The 16,838-nt window shown below is 62.3% G+C and carries 16 protein-coding genes and 1 pseudogene; 11 read left to right on the top strand and 6 right to left on the bottom strand.

The window, feature by feature from the left end:
- Positions 1-2 precede the first annotated feature (2 nt).
- A complete protein-coding gene (locus tag J3O30_RS05225; RefSeq protein WP_207583207.1) occupies positions 3-494 on the top strand; it encodes a GNAT family N-acetyltransferase in 492 nt (163 codons plus the stop codon).
- 19 nt (positions 495-513) lie between these two features.
- On the opposite strand, the gene J3O30_RS05220 is transcribed toward J3O30_RS05225, so the two are convergent.
- Complete coding sequence (locus tag J3O30_RS05220) at positions 514-831, bottom strand: pyrophosphatase (RefSeq protein WP_207583206.1); 318 nt, start codon at positions 829-831, stop codon at positions 514-516.
- Positions 832-914: 83 nt separating this feature from the next.
- Positions 915-2,198 (bottom strand): D-alanyl-D-alanine carboxypeptidase family protein, encoded by a 1,284-nt coding sequence (locus J3O30_RS05215; RefSeq protein ID WP_207583205.1) that lies wholly within the window; start codon positions 2,196-2,198, stop codon positions 915-917.
- 220 nt (positions 2,199-2,418) lie between these two features.
- Here J3O30_RS05215 and J3O30_RS05210 point away from each other — a divergent pair, with 220 nt between their 5' ends.
- A complete protein-coding gene (locus J3O30_RS05210) occupies positions 2,419-3,456 on the top strand; it encodes a polysaccharide deacetylase family protein (RefSeq protein ID WP_207583204.1) in 1,038 nt (345 codons plus the stop codon).
- A gap of 6 nt (positions 3,457-3,462) precedes the next feature.
- Here J3O30_RS05210 and pdxH read toward each other — a convergent pair whose 3' ends face one another.
- Positions 3,463-4,083 (bottom strand): pyridoxamine 5'-phosphate oxidase, encoded by a 621-nt coding sequence (gene pdxH, locus J3O30_RS05205; protein ID WP_207583203.1) that lies wholly within the window; start codon positions 4,081-4,083, stop codon positions 3,463-3,465.
- A gap of 65 nt (positions 4,084-4,148) precedes the next feature.
- Between pdxH and J3O30_RS05200 the strand changes: the two genes are divergently transcribed.
- The 4 genes from J3O30_RS05200 (at position 4,149) to J3O30_RS05185 (ending at position 7,634) form a co-directional block, all read left to right on the top strand.
- Positions 4,149-4,607 carry an RT0821/Lpp0805 family surface protein gene (locus J3O30_RS05200; RefSeq protein WP_207583202.1) on the top strand — a complete coding sequence of 153 codons (459 nt, stop codon included), beginning with the start codon at positions 4,149-4,151 and terminating at the stop codon, positions 4,605-4,607.
- 283 nt (positions 4,608-4,890) lie between these two features.
- On the top strand, positions 4,891-6,081 hold the full coding sequence (locus tag J3O30_RS05195) for a DnaJ C-terminal domain-containing protein (RefSeq protein ID WP_207583201.1): 1,191 nt from the start codon (positions 4,891-4,893) through the stop codon (positions 6,079-6,081).
- 122 nt (positions 6,082-6,203) lie between these two features.
- A complete protein-coding gene (gene fabI, locus J3O30_RS05190) occupies positions 6,204-7,022 on the top strand; it encodes an enoyl-ACP reductase FabI (protein WP_207583200.1) in 819 nt (272 codons plus the stop codon).
- A 21-nt stretch (positions 7,023-7,043) separates the two neighbouring features.
- The gene (locus J3O30_RS05185) at positions 7,044-7,634 is read left to right on the top strand and encodes a histidine phosphatase family protein (RefSeq protein ID WP_207583199.1); all 591 of its coding nucleotides are present in this window, start codon (positions 7,044-7,046) and stop codon (positions 7,632-7,634) included.
- 14 nt (positions 7,635-7,648) lie between these two features.
- Here the strand turns inward: J3O30_RS05185 and J3O30_RS33070 are convergent.
- Together J3O30_RS33070 and J3O30_RS05180 are read right to left on the bottom strand one after the other, a co-directional pair.
- Positions 7,649-7,843 (bottom strand): annotated as a pseudogene (locus J3O30_RS33070) (type II toxin-antitoxin system HicA family toxin).
- Between the two features lie 91 nt (positions 7,844-7,934).
- Complete coding sequence (locus tag J3O30_RS05180) at positions 7,935-8,195, bottom strand: DUF1344 domain-containing protein (RefSeq protein WP_003569889.1); 261 nt, start codon at positions 8,193-8,195, stop codon at positions 7,935-7,937.
- A 240-nt stretch (positions 8,196-8,435) separates the two neighbouring features.
- Between J3O30_RS05180 and J3O30_RS05175 the strand changes: the two genes are divergently transcribed.
- The 3 genes from J3O30_RS05175 to ribB all read left to right on the top strand — a co-directional run bounded on the left by J3O30_RS05175 (position 8,436) and on the right by ribB (position 14,032).
- Positions 8,436-11,609 (top strand): EAL domain-containing protein, encoded by a 3,174-nt coding sequence (locus tag J3O30_RS05175; RefSeq protein WP_207583198.1) that lies wholly within the window; start codon positions 8,436-8,438, stop codon positions 11,607-11,609.
- Between the two features lie 209 nt (positions 11,610-11,818).
- On the top strand, positions 11,819-12,916 hold the full coding sequence (gene aroC, locus J3O30_RS05170) for a chorismate synthase (protein ID WP_207583197.1): 1,098 nt from the start codon (positions 11,819-11,821) through the stop codon (positions 12,914-12,916).
- Positions 12,917-12,928: 12 nt separating this feature from the next.
- Complete coding sequence (gene ribB / locus J3O30_RS05165; protein WP_207583196.1) at positions 12,929-14,032, top strand: 3,4-dihydroxy-2-butanone-4-phosphate synthase; 1,104 nt, start codon at positions 12,929-12,931, stop codon at positions 14,030-14,032.
- Between the two features lie 168 nt (positions 14,033-14,200).
- Here ribB and J3O30_RS05160 read toward each other — a convergent pair whose 3' ends face one another.
- Positions 14,201-15,391 (bottom strand): winged helix-turn-helix domain-containing protein, encoded by a 1,191-nt coding sequence (locus J3O30_RS05160; RefSeq protein ID WP_207583195.1) that lies wholly within the window; start codon positions 15,389-15,391, stop codon positions 14,201-14,203.
- 141 nt (positions 15,392-15,532) lie between these two features.
- Here J3O30_RS05160 and J3O30_RS05155 point away from each other — a divergent pair, with 141 nt between their 5' ends.
- Positions 15,533-16,207 carry an ABC transporter ATP-binding protein gene (locus J3O30_RS05155; protein ID WP_207583194.1) on the top strand — a complete coding sequence of 225 codons (675 nt, stop codon included), beginning with the start codon at positions 15,533-15,535 and terminating at the stop codon, positions 16,205-16,207.
- Entirely contained in the window at positions 16,207-16,815 is a 609-nt protein-coding gene (locus tag J3O30_RS05150; RefSeq protein WP_207583193.1) for an energy-coupling factor transporter transmembrane protein EcfT, read from the top strand. Before J3O30_RS05155 ends, J3O30_RS05150 begins: the two co-directional genes overlap by 1 nt.
- The last annotated feature ends 23 nt before the right edge of the window (positions 16,816-16,838 follow it).

Below are 16,838 nucleotides of genomic sequence, written 5' to 3'. Positions count from 1 at the left end.
TGATGGTGGAGGTCGAGATCAGGCGTTTCACGGAAGACGACGCCGATGCCGTGCTGTCGGTGATCCTGACGATCCAGCGCCAGGAGTTCGGCATCGATATATCAGCCGATGCGCAGCCGGATCTGCGGGTGATCCCGGATTTCTATCAGTCCGGCAAGGGGCAGTTCTGGGTCGCGGTCGAGGATGGCGCGATCGTCGGCACGCTCGGGCTCAAGGATATCGGCAATCATCAGGCGGCGCTGCGCAAGATGTTCGTCGCCGCCGCGGTTCGCGGTGGCGAACACGGGGTGGCGGCGCGGCTCCTCGACCGGATGTTTTCCCACGCCAGGGATGCCCGCCTCACCGAAATCTTCCTCGGCACGACTGACAAATTCGTCGCCGCCCACCGCTTCTACGAGAAGAACGGCTTTACCGAGATCGCCAAGAGCGCCCTGCCCCGCTCGTTTCCGTTGATGGCGGTGGACAGTAAGTTTTATCGACATAAGGTCGACTGACTCCAGCGGCCGGCATGCCTCAGCCCTTCAGCACCTCCGCCGGCTGAAACAGCCACTTCCGTTCAATCGCCGCGGCAAGGTCGATATCGTTGCGGCGGGCAAACAGCAGAAGGTGGCCGAGAAGGTCGGCCGTCTCGTCGGCCAGATCGCGCCGCATGTCTTCAGGCGAGCGGCCTTTCGCACGGCCGCGGCCGGTCAGCCGGTTCCATGCCTGGGTCAGCTCGCCCATTTCCTCCTGCAGTTTCAGCAGAAACCAGTCGGCGTCGCGTTCGATGCCGTTGGCGGCGACATGCGCCGAGGAAGAGATTTCGAACTGGTCGGCAAGACGACGCAACATCGGCGTTCTCCTTTTGTTTATGGAAGAGACGCTGATTCCCGATGTGTGTCCAGAGGGGATTGCCCGAGTGGGTGATTTGACGATCAGCCGTGCTCTGGCAGCAGCATGCAGTCATAGGAGCGCTGCTTCAGCGCAGCGCAGGCGGAGACCGCGGCGTCCTTGCTGGCGAAGCCGACGAAGCGGGCGCGGTAGATCTTGTTGGCGCCCTTCCCGACCGCCTCGGTATAGGGCGAGGCGGAAACGAGCGGCGCGCCGCCCTCAGACTTCGCCTGGGCGAGAAGCGCCCGGGCCGCATCGGCGCTCGGAGCGGCCGAGATCTGGATCTGCCAGTCGCCATCGCTCTTCTCTGCCGACATCTTCGGCGCCTTGCCGGCGTTCAGGATTTCGTCCATCGCGACCGGACGCTCCAGCGGCACGACGGTGTCATCGGCATAGGCCAGGCTCTTGGCTGCGAGATCGTCGGCCTGGCGTGGTGCGCTGAGCGGCACCGGAACATCGGAATCGTCGGCGGCCGACGCGACTTCGACAGGCTCGCTGGCGCCGACGCTCGCCACCAGCTTTGCACCGCCGGAAGACGAGGCACGGCCGAGATAACGATCGAGCAGACCGGCCATCTTGTCGTCGCGGCTGCGGGCGGTACGGCCGCCGAGCACGACGCCGACGACCCGGCGGTTGCCGTCCCTGACGGCGCTGACGAGATTGAAGCCGGAGGCGTTGGTATACCCGGTCTTGATGCCGTCCATGCCCTGGTAGCGATACATGAGATTATTGTGGCCGCGCACGGTCCGGCCGCGGAAATTGAAGCTCGCCGTCGAAAACAGCCGGTATTCGTTCGGATAATTCTTCATCAGCGCGATGGCGAGCGTCGACATGTCACGCGCCGTGGTGACCTGACGACCGTCCGGCAGGCCTGAGGCGTTGACGAAAACGGTGCGGCTCATACCGAGCTGGCGGGCTTTGGCGGTCATCATCCCGGCAAAACCGCTTTCCGAGCCGCCGAGCTTTTCGCCCATGGCGGAGGCTGCATCATTGGCGGATTTGATGATCATGCCATAGACCGCCTCGCGCACGGTGATCGTACCACCAGCCTTGACGCCAAGCTTGGTCGGCGGCCGGGAAGCGGCGTATTTCGACATCTTGATCGGCGTATCCCAGGCGATCTTGCCGCGCTTCAGAGCTTCGAAGGTGAGATAGAGCGTCATCATCTTCGTCAGCGAGGCCGGATGGTTCAGCGTATCGGCGTTTTCGGCGACGAGAACCTTGCCGGTGCGGGCATCGAGGACCAGCGAGGCGCTGCCGGCAAGGGCTGCAAGAGGCGCCGAAACGGCAAGCGTTACGGTCAAAACAGCCGCCAAAAGCGTTCTCATGCAGTTCCCCTTGATGCGTCGGCTCTCGAATGGATCGGCCTTTGTGCCGTAATGTGACAGAAGCCGTAAGTTTGGCGCGACTTTGAGGCAACGCCTATCATTTTTCTAGTCTTTTCATCGTCTTGGTTAACAGGAAATGAGAGGCCTGTGCAAAATCGGGATTCAGCAAGCCTTAAGTCGCGCTTGCTATTTTCCCGCAAATGTTGGGGACAGGCGCCTGATGACGGGACATTTGAAGCGACTGGCAAAACGCGCAGCGATCGGCGCCGGGCTCGAGCTCTCCTGGCTTCTCGCCGCCGCCGGGCTGATGCGCGAAGCCCGTGGGCGCGGCGTCATCTTCACGCTGCATCATGTCCGCCCGCACGTGCCGGAGGCTTTCGAGCCGAACGCGCATCTCGAAATCACCCCGCGTTTTCTCGATACCGCGCTGCGGCGGCTGCGGCGGGAGGGCTATCGCTTCGTGCCGCTCGATCAGGTGCCGGCGCTGCTGGCCGAGCCCGAGGACGGAAAGCCTTTCGCGGCCTTCACGCTCGACGACGGCTACATCAACAATCTGGAGCATGCGCTGCCGCTGTTCGAACAGCATCGGGCGCCGTTCACGGTGTTCGTCGCCAAGGGTTTTGCCGAGGGCTCGCACAGCATCTGGTGGGAGACGCTCGCCGTCCTGTTGCGCCGGCAAAGCGAACTCCGCTTCGATTTCGGCCGCGGCAGCGAACGACTGATGCTCAACAATCCGCAGCAGCAATGGGGTGCCTTCGACCGCTTCGCCGCCTATATCCACCGCTCCGACGAGGCGCGGGCGGTCGCCGCAATCGACATGCTGGCCCGGGAAAACGGCATCGAGCCGACCGATATCACCCGCGAACTGGTGATGCAGCCCGGCCAGTTGCAATGGCTGGCGACCCATCCGCTTGCAACCCTCGGCGCCCATACGATCAGCCATCGGGCGCTGGCCCGCCTGCCGGAAGCCGAAGCGCGGATCGAGATGCAGGTTTCGGCCGATTACGTCGAGGCGCTGACCGGCATCCGCCCCGTGACGATCGCCTACCCCTACGGCACACCGGAGGCTGTGACCGCGCGCGAGGCGGCGATTGCCCGCAATCTCGGCTTTCAGGCTGCCGTCACCACCCAGCCGGGCCTGCCGGCGGCGAAGCAAACCGCCTATCTCTCACGCATTTCGCTGAACGGCTTCTACCAGAAGCGACGCTACGTCTCCGCCCTTGCCTCCGGCATTCCGCTGAAGCTGATGGGCAAATAGCGCCGCTTATGGATACATCCTGACCTTGTCCCATGCGCCTTCCGGCGAGGGCCGGCGGAATTCGACCCGGTCATGCAGGCGGAATTTCTGATCTTTCCAGAATTCGATCGAGGTCGGCCGGATGCGGAAGCCCGACCAGTGGGCGGGGCGTGGAATATCGCCGATGGCATATCGCGCGGTATATTCGGCCACGGCCTTTTCAAGTGCGAAACGGCTTTCGAGCGGGCGGGATTGTTTCGAAGCCCAGGCGCCGATGCGGCTGCCGCGCGCCCGCGTCTTGAAATAGGCATCGGCTTCGGCATCGGTGACGATCTCGACCGGGCCGCGCAGCCTTACCTGGCGGCGCAGGCTTTTCCAGTGAAAGCACATAGCGGCCTTTTTCTGGCCCAGAATTTCAAGGCCCTTATGGCTCTCGAAATTGGTGTAGAAGACGAAACCGTCTTCGTCGAATCCCTTCAGGAGAACCATGCGGACATTGGGAAGACCATCCTCATCGACCGTTGCCAGTGCCACGGCGTTCGGGTCGTTGGGTTCGGAAGCCTCCGCTTCTCCAAGCCATTCGGCAAAGAGCTTGAAGGGTTCGCCACTTTCGGTAAAGTCACCGCTTGTTAACTCGTTTGCCGACATATTGGTTCAAATGCCCCGGATTATTCAAAACTCGCCCAGCTTTCGATAACTGGACAGGATGCAGGGTGGAAGTCATAGCAAAGTCATATCGCCATACAAAGGGCCTGCGGCGACGCAGCAGCGTGTTCTTCGTCATCGGCGTTGCAATGCTTTCGCTTTCCGGCTGCCTTGCAGGCGGCATGGATTTTCTCAGTGAAGCCAAGGTCGACCGGTCGGTGGCAACCGGCACCGTGCCGCAGACGCCGCCGAGCACCGATACGCTTTCCGACGAGATGACCGTGCGCAATGCCGTAACCTCGGCCGATGTGCAAAGGCTCGAGGGCCAGCCGCTTCCCTGGGCGAATGCATCGACGGGCAGCGCCGGCGTCATCGATACGATCGTCGAGAACAACGAATCAGGCCAGATCTGCCGCCAGTTCCGCACCACGCGGCATTCCTATGTCGGTATCGCCAAATTTTACGGCAAGACCTGCCTCGTCGGTGGCGGCAACTGGCAGCTTTTGAGCTTTCAGCCGGAAAGTTAATTCGGGAAAACGAGCTGATCCGGCATCGCCGACAGGTTAACGCCTGCGGGCTTTCCGCCGCATGCTTAGCAAAAAGCTAACCATTCGACGCAAAACATCGCACATCTCCCCACAGAAATAAGAAGTGATTAGCAACTCCGACGCACGATCAGCGTTGAGAGGGGTTGTCCCTGCCTTTGCGGCGGGATGGCGCGTTCCGAGTTGATATTGAGCTTTTACTATTGAAATTTGGGGATGCCGGGCAAGGACGTGGCCTCCCGCATCGCAACACCGGCGGTTTGACATGCGCGATCCTTATAAAATTCTGGGCGTCAGGCGCGACGCGGCGGCAGACGAGATTAAGGCGGCGTGGCGCAATATGGCCAAATCTGCCCATCCCGACCACAATCAGAGCGACCCGACGGCGACGGCCCGGTTCGCCGAGATCGGTCGCGCCTATGAAACGCTGAAGGACCCGCGCAAACGCAGTCTGTTCGACAATGCCGTGCGGATGGCGGAAGCCAAGAAAAACGAACAGACGATCATGCAGCAGCGGCACGCCGCGCGCGAGGCTGCCGTGCGCGCCAAGGCGGCGCAGGCCAATGCCGAGCGGGTGATGGAAGAGCTTGCGCGCGCCGCCCAGAAGGCGGCTGCCGAAGGCCCCAGACAACAGGCAGGATCGGCTGAGCCCGCCGACGAGATGGTCGAGCGCATTTTCGGCGCCCAGGCACGCGCTGCCGGCGGCGGCCAGGCGCAGGGCCGCGCGCAACAGGCGCAATACCAGCAGGCCCAAAACCAGCAGGCCCAGAATCAGCAGGCGGGCGAGGCCAGCAGGCGCGTGGACGGCGACGCCGCGGAGGCCGACACCAAGGTCGACGAGGAGGCCGGCGAGGCTGGGCCAAATGCCGGCGCCAACCTGCCGCTGCCGCTCAGCATCCTGACCTCCCTGGTGCGCCGTTTCACCGGCGCCAAGGATACCGGCCTGGAAAAAGCACCGGATGAGGTGGCGACGGCAACGGTGACGATCGACGACGTGTTGAAGAGCGGCTGGATCACCGCGTCACTGCCGGAGGGTCGCGAGATCGGCTTCGCATTGCCGGCCGGCACGAGGGATGGCCACGAACTGCGGCTCAAGGGACAGGGCTTCAAGCTGCCGGGCATGCAACGCGGCGATGCCGTCATCAATATCCGCATTGCGCCCGATCCGCGCTTCACGGTCGACGGCTTCGACCTGCACGCCGTGCTGCCGCTCAGCATCGAAAATGCCGTTCTCGGCACCGAGGCGCGCATCGAGGGACCGAGCGGGCCGCTCAACATCACGGTCCCCGCGTGGTCGGGCTCGGACAAGACGATCAGCATCCCCGGCCAGGGATTGCCCCGCGAAGAGGGCGGCAGAGGCGATCTAGTCGTCGAATTGCGCATTATCCTGTGGGAAAAACCCGACGACAAAGTCACCGATCTGATGCGGAGCATGCGCGAAGGCCTGTTCCTGTGAAATATTTATGACTTTCGCACCCTTTGTTACGATACCTAACAGTTGATGATCCAGGCCAAGCTTGAACCGATTAGCGGCCTATGCCATAGGCAGGATCAATCAGAATTCCTAGGGAGCGAAATATGGCTCAAGCATCCGGCCTCATGGCAGGCAAACGCGGCGTCATCATGGGTGTCGCCAACAATCGTTCGATTGCGTGGGGTATTGCCAAGGCCATTCATGCGCAGGGCGGAGAAGTCGCGCTGACCTACCAGGGCGATGCGCTGAAGAAGCGCGTCGAGCCGCTCGCCGCCGAAATCGGCGCGACGCTGGTCGGCCACTGTGACGTTGCCGACGAAGCCACGATCGACGCCGTTTTCGAAAACGTCGAAAAGCTCTGGGGCAAGATCGATTTCCTCGTGCATGCGATCGGCTTCTCCGACAAGGACGAGCTGACCGGCCGTTACGTCGACACCTCGGCCGACAATTTCGCCAAGACGATGCAGATCTCCGTCTATTCCTTCACCTCGGTCGCACGCCGCGCCGAGAAGCTGATGACGGATGGCGGCGCCATGCTGACGCTGACCTATTACGGCGCCGAAAAGGTGATGCCGAATTATAACGTCATGGGCGTCGCCAAGGCCGCGCTCGAAGCGAGCGTCAAATATCTGGCCGTCGACCTCGGGCCGCAGAACATTCGCGTCAACGCCGTCTCGGCCGGGCCGATCAAGACGCTTGCCGCCTCCGGCATCGGCGATTTCCGCTACATTCTGAAGTGGAACGAATACAACGCGCCGCTGCGCCGGACCGTCACCATCGAGGAAGTCGGCGATGTCGGCCTCTATCTCCTGTCGGACCTGTCGCGCTCCGTCACCGGCGAAGTGCACCATGCCGACAGCGGCTATCATGTCATCGGCATGAAGGCGGTCGACGCGCCCGACATTTCCGTCATCAAGGACTAAAGCATTTCCGGAGCCGAGACCGTGCTTATCTACGTGATCAGACACGGCCAGACTGCCTGGAATGCCGAGCGCCGCCTGCAGGGTCAGAAGGACGTTCCGATGAATGCCACGGGCCTGGAACAGGCCCGGCAGAACGGCATCGCGCTTGCCGGGATTCTCGGCGACACCGTCGATGAATTCGATTTCGTCGCGAGCCCGCTCGGCCGCACCCGCGCGACGATGGAAATCATGCGCACCGCCATGGGCCTGCCGCCGCTTGCCTATCGCACCGATCCGAGGCTGGTCGAGATTTCCTTCGGCGACTGGGAGGGCTCGACGATCAAGGAATTGAAGGCGACGCAGCGCGAGCGGGTGGCCGAACGCAACGCCTCGAAATGGGATTTCATCCCGCCCGGCAATGACGCGGAGAGCTACGAGATCCTCTCCTGGCGCACCGGCTCATGGCTGCAATCCGTCGATCGCCCGACGGTCTGCGTCACCCACGGCGGCGTCATCCGCACGCTGTTCCAGGCGATTTCCAACCTGCCGAAGAGCAGCGCTGCCGAAGGCGCAATCCCGCAGGACCAGATCGCCAGGATCGACACCGCCGAGCGGACGATCGTCTGGCTGTAGGCATTGCATCTGAATCAAAATGCTTTCGGAAGTCCCGCCTGTTTCAGCATTTCATTGGCTGTATGGCGTGATTTTACCCCATGATCGACCGTGAAATGGCGGTTGGAAATCGGGCTTTACCAGATTTCGTGATCACCCTTTCCCGGTCGCACATATTCGCAGCCGGCTTTCAACAGTAGCTCTTTGAGTTCACGTAGATAGCCGGCCATGCGCTCAGTAGGTCGGATTGGCCGGCGTGTCATAGTGTATGTAGTAGCTGAATGAAGAGGAATTTATAGCCGCTCTCGACGGTTAGGCTTCCTACTTGACGATATCGAGATCGTTGATGACGCGCTTGCCGTCGACTTCGGTATAGAAGACGATCACCTTCACGCCGGCTTCCAGGCCATCGAAATTGAATTCCTCGGGCGCCTGATAGGTTTTGCCGTCATCGAGCGTCAGCACGAGATTGGCGGTGTCGACCTTCTTGATCGTCGCCTCGACATCGGCGCTCTCGGCAAAACCGCTCATCGGCGACAGGAAACTTGCTGTTGCCAAAAGCGTGGCGACGACGAAACGCATGGCGACAATCCTTTTCAAACGCTGCACGAGAACATGACTGGCCACACATAGCCTCCTGAATATGGCGAAAATTGCCCGTAAGAATGTCTTTTCCCGCCTAATTGATGAATAGGATTTTAAATATAATCAAGGTGCCGCGTTAACCGCGGTTTTCCCTTCCCATGATTTTTGGCATCGCCTGCGGGCAATCGTAAATTAACCCCCGCCCCCTACAGTTGCCCGGACGATGGGGGTTTCATTTTGCTATCCAGGCTGAGCGACAACAAGCAGTTGCGGCGCGTGTTGAGGAATACCCGCGTCTCGTTCCTGGTTTCATCGTTTGCCGCCCTTGTCGTCATCATGGTCGGCTTCGGCCTCGACCGCGCGAATACGGCATCTTATGAGCGCGAACTTCATATCCGCACCGAAAGCGAGGCTAACCTCATCCGCGCCCGGGTCATGGCGGAGATCCACATGGACCTCAGCATCGTCCGCGACCTGACCAATCTGATCTCCGTCAGCGCAGCAAACGGAGAGGAGATGGAGCGGCAGATCAATTGGCTGCTGATTCAGAACCCATCCTTCATTCATATCGCCGTCGCCCCCGATTTCATCGTCAGCAACGTCTATCCACCGCAATCGGGCAATCCGCGAATCGGCCGCGACGTGCGCGAAGCGCTTTTTTCACGCCAGGCGATGACGCCTGCAGCCGGCGATCAGTCGGCCCGCTTCTATGGCCCGATCAGCGCCGAGGGCCGCGACGCCTTTGCCATATTCTTCCCGGTTTTCATCAAGGAGAACGGCCAGCGGCGGATCTGGGGAGCGGTTGAACTCATCATCGACCAGCAGATGTTCTACGAGGCGACCGGGCTGATGCCGGCGCGCGACCGCGAGAACCGGGAACGTTATCCGCATCTCGACCATCTTTCGATCGCCATCCGGGATATTGGCTCGCCGGCGAGGGCCGTGACAGCCGCGCCCTTCTTCGGGTCTTCCGATATCGACGACAAGGATCCGATGCGCCAGAAGATCGGCTTTGCCGGCGGCAAGTGGGAACTCTCCGTCGTCCCGAACAGCGGCTGGGACGCGATACCGGAAAACCGAACCGAGTTGCGCCTGATCGTCGCTGCCGCCGGCTGCATTATCATCATCCCGATCTTCTTCGCCACACTCCTGCTCGGCGAGCGCAATCGCAACATCACCGAGCTGGAGACGCGCGAGGCGAAACTCAAGGAACTGTCGCAGCGGCTGAATCTGGCGCTGAAATCCTCGAATATCGGCATCTGGGAGCTGCAGGATCATACGAGCAGCCTGCTCTGGGATGCGCGCGCCGCAGCACTGCACGGCAAGCCGGCGCAGGAAGGAAGCCGGGCGCTCGACGAATGGCTGGCGGCGATCCTGCCGGAGGACCGAGACATCGCCGAAGTGCATTTCTTCAGCTGCAGCATCGCCGGTACTGCCTGCACGGCGCAGTACCGCATCCTGCTTGCCGATGGCGGCATCCGGCACCTGCGCTCGGTCGGGGCCTTCTATACGGATGCCGGCGGCGTCAGCAAGACGATCGGCATCGTCTGGGACGTGACCGCCGATGCGGTGACCACCGACATGCTGCGCAAGGCCAAGGATACAAGCGAGGTCAAGAATGCCGAGCTGGAGCTGGCGCTTGAAGAGCTTTCCAGCCGCGAGGGGCAGCTCGCCGAGCTGTCGAGCCGGCTCGACCTGGCGCTCAATTCCTATCAATGCGGCATATGGGAAGCGCGGCCCCACCGAGGCGGCTCGATCTGGAACGAGCGGATGCACGAACTCTATGGGCTTGGGCCGCGCAACGGCTTCATGACCGAGGAGACCTGGCTTTCGCGCATCCATCCCGAGGATCGGGCTCTGGCGCTCGAAAGCGCACGCCACTTCAAGCAGAACGGCGATACGCACACCCTCGTCTGCCGGGTGATCGTCGACGACGGCTCAGTGCGTTACGTGCGCTCGGTCGGCAAGGTCCACCAGACGGGGACCGGCGAGATGAAGATCATGGGCATCGCCTTCGACGCCACCGAAGACGTGCTGATGACGATCCGGCTGAAGGCGGCCAAGGACGAGGCGGTCGCCAAGAATATCGAGCTCGAGCTTGCCAAGAACAGGATCGAGCACAATTCGCTGCACGACCCGCTGACCGCACTCGCCAATCGCCGCAAGCTCGACATCGCGCTTGAAGAACTGACCAATGACGGCCGCCGGCAACGGCAGAAATTCTCGATCCTGCACATCGACCTCGACCGCTTCAAGGACATCAACGACACGCTTGGCCATGCCGCCGGCGATGCCATGCTCGTGCACGCCTCGAAGGTGCTCGCCAAAAATGTCCGCGGCAGCGACATCGTGGCGCGCATCGGCGGCGACGAATTCGTCATCCTCGCGCTTGAGGTCGGCGACAAGGAGATGGCGCAGCTTTCGACCAGGATCATCGAGGAGATGCGCCAGCCGATCGATTTCCAGGGTTTTTCCTGCCGCTGCGGCGTGTCGATCGGCGTGGCGCTCGCCAACGGCATTCATGTCGACGCACGCAAGGTGCTGATCAATGCCGATATCGCGCTCTACCGCGCCAAGAGCATGGGCCGCAACCGCTTCGAATTCTTCAACCACAATCTCCAGGCCGATATCATCAACACCAAGCGCACCGCCGACGAGATCCTCGCCGGCATCGACAATGGCGAATTCACCGCCTGGTATCAGCCGCAATTCTGCGCCCGGACGATGGAGCTGACGGGTGTGGAGGCGCTGGTGCGCTGGAACCATCCGGTCAAAGGTCTGCTCGCGCCCGACAAGTTCCTGCGCATTGCCGACGAGATCAATGTGGTGCAGATGCTCGACCGGATCGTGCTCGAAACGGCGTTGCGCGACAAGATGCGCTGGACGGCGCTGGGGATTGCCGTGCCCAAGGTCTCGGTCAATGTCTCGGCGCGGCGGCTGCATGACGGCAGCCTGCTGGAATCGCTTACAGATCTGCAGATCCGCCCCGGCGAGATCTCCTTCGAACTGGTGGAATCGATCTTCCTCGACGAGAGCGAGGATGTGGTCTCGCACAACCTCGAGCGCATCAAGGCGCTCGGCATCGATATCGAGATCGACGATTTCGGCACCGGCCATACCTCGATCGTCAGCCTGTTGAAGCTGAAGCCGAAGCGGCTGAAGATCGACCGCCAGCTGGTGCAGCCGATCGTCAATGCCTCGCAGGAGCGGGCGCTGGTCCGCTCGATCATCGAGATCGCCCGCTCGCTCGGCGTCGAGACAGTGGCCGAAGGGGTGGAGACGGCGGCGCATGCCGAACTGCTGCGCGATCTCGGCTGCGATATCCTGCAGGGCTTTGCCTTCTCCCGGCCGCTCTCCTTCGATGATTTCACCAACGAGGCGACAGGAACGGGATGGCGGCTGGCGTCGTGATCGACGTCCGCTGATCGCCCTCGTCCTCGGCTCTTTCGGCTGGCGGAGTGAAGGTGGCGTAACGATGCGCGCTCCATCCGGAACAGCATTCCCGCGACTGCCGGTTTGGCGCAAAGAAAGGCTTTTGCCTCGACGGTTTTTTGGCCTATGAGTGTCGCGCCTTTTCAAGCAATGGCGCGACCGGCTTTGGCGCGCCACCGTGGGAACACATGTCGCACAATACATTCGGTCACCTCTTCCGCGTAACCACCTGGGGCGAAAGCCATGGTCCGGCGCTCGGCTGCGTCGTCGACGGCTGCCCTCCGGGGCTGCGCTTCACGCTCGCGGATCTGCAGGTCTGGCTCGACAAGCGCAAGCCCGGGCAATCCCGCTTCGTCACGCAGCGGCGCGAGGACGATCTGGTCAAGGTACTATCCGGCGTCATGCTCGATGCCGATGGCGAGACGATGACATCAACCGGCACGCCGATTTCGATGCTGATCGAAAACACCGACCAGCGCTCCAAGGATTACGGCGAGATCGCCAGGCAATACCGCCCCGGCCATGCGGATTATACCTATGACCTCAAATACGGCATTCGCGATTATCGCGGCGGCGGCCGTTCCTCGGCGCGCGAGACCGCGGCGCGGGTTGCCGCCGGCGGCATCGCCCGTCTCGTCGTGCCTGGCGTCACCGTGCGCGGCGCGCTGGTGCAGATCGGCAAACACAAGATCGACCGCCGCAACTGGGATTGGGACCAAGTCGGGCAGAACCCGTTCTTCTCCCCCGATGCGGCCATCGTGCCGGTCTGGGAGGAATATCTCGACGGCATCCGCAAGAACGGCTCGTCGATCGGCGCGGTCGTCGAAGTGATCGCCGAAGGTGTGCCGGCCGGTCTCGGCGCGCCGATCTACGCCAAGCTCGACCAAGATATCGCTTCGCTGCTGATGTCGATCAACGCCGTCAAGGGCGTCGAGATCGGCAATGGTTTTGCCGCTGCCGAGACCAGCGGCGAAGACAATGCCGACGAAATGCGCATGGGCAATGACGGTGTGCCGATCTTTCTTTCCAACAATGCCGGCGGTATTCTCGGCGGCATCTCGACCGGACAGCCGGTGGTGGCGCGTTTCGCCGTCAAGCCGACCTCCTCGATCCTGACAGAACGCCAGTCGATCGATGCCAGCGGCAACAATGTCGATATCCGCACCAAGGGCCGGCACGACCCCTGCGTCGGCATCCGGGCCGTGCCGATCGGCGAGGCGATGGTCGCCTGCGCCGTCGCCGACCATTATCTTCGCGACCGCGGCCAGACCGGCCGCCTGAAATAGGAGTGCTCGCTCATGTCTTATGACCAGAAGCGCGTCGTCGACGCCATCAGGGCCTTCGAGGCCGGCGAGATCGTCGTCGTCATGGACGACAATGACCGCGAGAACGAAGGTGACCTGATCGTTGCCGCCGTCCATACCACGCCGGAGAAGATGGCCTTCATCGTGCGCCACACTTCAGGCATCGTCTGCGCGCCGATGCCGAAGGAGGAGGCCAGGCGCCTCAACCTCAACGCCATGGTGGCGGAAAACGATTCGGCCCATACGACGGCCTTCACCGTCTCGGTCGATTTCAAGCATGGCACGACGACCGGCATCTCCGCCGACGACCGGACGCTGACGGTGCGCAACCTTGCCAACCCGAATGTCGGCGCTGCCGATTTCGTCCGTCCAGGCCACATCTTCCCGCTGGTTTCCCGCGAGGGCGGCGTGCTGATGCGCTCCGGCCATACGGAAGCTGCCGTCGACCTCTGCAAGCTCGCCGGCCTGCCGCCGATCGGCGTCATCTCCGAACTCGTCAACGATGACGGCACCGTCACGCGCGGCCCGCAGGTGGTCGATTTCGCCGAGCAGCACGGGCTGAAGCTCGTCTCCGTCGCCGATCTCATCGCCTATCGCCAGCGCAAGGAAACGCTGATCGAACTCGGCACCAGTTTCGATGTCGACACGCCGTTCGGCAAGGCCAAGGCCCATACCTATTCCCTGCCCTGGGACCCGATGCAGCATCTCGCCGTCGTCTTCGGCGATATTCGCGACGGCGTCGATATCCCGGTGCGCCTGCATCCGGAAAATGTCGCCGAGGATCTGTTCGGCAAGAACAGCCCGGTCGATTTCTACATGCAGAAGATTTCCGAGGAAGGCCGCGGCGTCATCGTCTATCTGCGCGAAGGCTCGGTCGGCGTCGGCCACCACGACAATGGCCGCAAGGCCCGCAACCAGGGCCGCGAGGCCCATGCCGAAGCCCAGACGCGCGACAGCGAATGGCTGGAAATCGGCCTCGGCGCCCAGATCCTCAAGGACCTTGGCGTCAGCTCGATCAAGCTGCTGACCAGCCGCGAGCGCCACTATGTCGGCCTGGAAGGTTTCGGCATCAAGATCAGCAAGACGGAAATCTGCTGAGGTTTCCCCCTTCTCCCCAGCGGGGAGAAGATGTCCGAAGGACAGATGAGGGGGTGAGCGACGCTAGGAGCGAATGCACTGAGCGCGAGCGAAGGGCAATAATGAGCGGCGTGCTGTGAAGCCCCCTCATCCGGCTGCCGCCACCTTCTCCCCGGTGGGGAGAAGAGATTACCCCCTCCACCCGTCGAGCAAAACAACCCTCTCCACCCCCGCAAACCTGGCCACCCGGTCCAGCTCCGCCTCCAGCCTCTCCAGCCGCCCCGCCGAAGCCTTCACACCGGGCTCCAGCCAAAGCCGCCGGACATCGAGCGTCGATTTCTTCCGATCGGCCTTCATGTCGATGCGGCCGATCAGCCGGTCGCCTTCGAGCAGCGGGAAGACGTAATAGCCATATTCGCGCTTCGGTTCGGGCACGAAAATCTCGATGCGGTAGAAAAAGCCGAACAGGCGTTCGGTGCGGTTGCGGTCGCGGATCATCGGGTCGAAGGGGCTGAGCACGCGGATGCGCGGCGGAGCGCCGGGGTAATTGTCGAGCGTCGAGAGGAAATCGGCGAAAGCCCAGGAGGGGCGCGGCTTGGCGCCGAGCGCCGGTTCGATCAGCACTTCGATCAGCTCATCGCGATGGGCTGATACCCAGGCCTTGGCTTCATCGGGCGAGACGAGGTTCCAGAAGGCTGAGATCTCGCCATGGGTGGCAAATCCGAGGCGGGCGAGCGCGCTGCGGCAGGCCCAGTCGATAAATTCCTCGCGGCTTACCTCCGGCTCGCGGAATTCGGCCGGGATGACACGCTCCGTCAGGTCATAGATCTTCTGGAAGTTCGACCGGCCGGCGATGGCGAACTTGCCGGTGTGCCAGAAATATTCGAGCGCGGTCTTGTTCGGATGCCAGTTCCACCAGCCGCCGGAGACATGGCCGTCGGCCTTGATGTCGCGGGCGAGGATCGCGCCGTCGCGCTCGACGCGCTCATAGGTCTCCTCGAAAGCCGTCTCGAAACCCTCGCCGCGCCATTTGCGCCAGCGTTCGATGATGACCTTTTCCTGATGGCGGAACTTGTGTTTCCAATAAACGAAGAAGGTGCTCGGCAGGATGGAGGCGTCATGTGTCCAGTGCTCGAACAGCGCGCCGTCCTTTTCGAGCAGCGCAGTCAGGTGCTCGCGCCGGTAGGTCTGGTTGCGGGAAAACAGGATCTGATGATGTGCACGCTCCACCGTCTGGATGCTGTCCACCTGGACAAAACCCAGCTCGCGGATGAGCTGCAACAGGCCGTCTTTGGTCAAGGCGCGGTTCGGCGGGGCGCTGAGGCCCTGCTTGGCAAGAAAGACACGGCGGGCGTCGGAATTGGAAAGCAGATTCGTCATGGCGACATCATAATCCGGAAAATCTTCCTAGCCACCCGATATTCACCCTATATTCGCCCCGCTATCGAAAGCGAGATTTGCTCTTTCATCACCCCGGATTCTCCGTATAGAAAGCGGCATCACATGGAGGTGAGGGCTGGTTTGGATATTGTTTTCGAAGGTGCCGGGGTCAGTTTCGGGGCGCGGGTGGCGCTGGAGCCGCTGACGCTCGGCATTTCTGGGAAACGTATCGGCGTCATCGGGCTGAACGGTTCAGGCAAGACCACTTTCGCGCGGCTGATCAACGGGCTGAGCAAGCCGACGGTCGGCCGCGTCACCGTCAACGGCCGCGATACGGCCGACGAGAAGACGGCTGTGGCCGATGTCGGCTTCATCTTCCAGTCGCCGCAGAACCAGATCATCCTGCCGATCGTCAGGGACGACATCGCCTTCGGGCTGAAGCGGCGCGGTTTCACCAAGGCGGAGATCGAGGCGAAGGTCGAAGCCGTGCTTGCCCGCTTCGGCGCCGAGGCGCTCGCCGGTCGCCGAGCGCACGAGCTTTCCGGCGGCGAGCTGCAGGTGGCCGCTCTCTGCTCGGTGCTGGCGACGGGACCGGGCATTCTCATCCTCGACGAGCCGACCAACCAGCTCGACCTGAAGAACCGGGCGCTGGTCGAAGGGATTATCGCCGGGCTGCCGGAAAGCGCCATCGTCATCACCCATGACCTGGAATTGATCGCCGATTTCGAGCGAGTGCTGCTGTTTCATGAAGGGCGGCTTGCCGCGGATGCGCCGGCCATTGAGGCGATCGCGCGCTACAGGGAGATCGCCGCCTGATGCAATCGCTCTATGTCGAAGGCAACAGCGTGATGCACCGGCTTTCGCCGCGGCTAAAGCTGCTGTCGCTTGCGGCCTTGAGCGTCGTGCTGTTCATTACCGACAATCTCGCCGTGCTTTCCACCGCCGTGCTGCTGACGGCGGTTTTCTACCGCATGGTCGGCCTGCCGTTTGCGGATGCGCTCAGGCGGCTGCGGCCGATCTTCCTGACGATCGCCGTCGTCGCGCTCTTCAACCTGATCTTCAATCCCTGGCACGAGGCGCTCGTGCCGCTGCTGCGGCTGACGGCGCTGATGCTTTTCGCCGCCACCGTGACGGCGACGACGTCGATCACCGAATTTATCGACGAGGTGACGGCGCTTGCCCGCCCGCTGGAGCGCACCGGCTGGGTACAGGCCGACGATATCGGCCTGGCGCTTGGGCTGGTGCTGCGCTTCGTGCCCGAGATCGTCACGCGTTATCAGGCGATCCGCGAGGCGCACAGGGCGCGTGGGCTGAAGGCCCGGCCGGCGAGCCTGCTTGCGCCACTGATCATTCTGACGCTCAAGGATGCGGATAATATCGCCTCGGCGATTGACGCGCGCGGCATTCGGCGGCATGGAAGTTAACCAATTTTAACCACGGAATTCAT

The organism is Rhizobium sp. NZLR1, from assembly GCF_017357385.1.
GTDB lineage: Bacteria > Pseudomonadota > Alphaproteobacteria > Rhizobiales > Rhizobiaceae > Rhizobium.
This window is presented reverse-complemented; position numbering and strand designations above follow the sequence as displayed.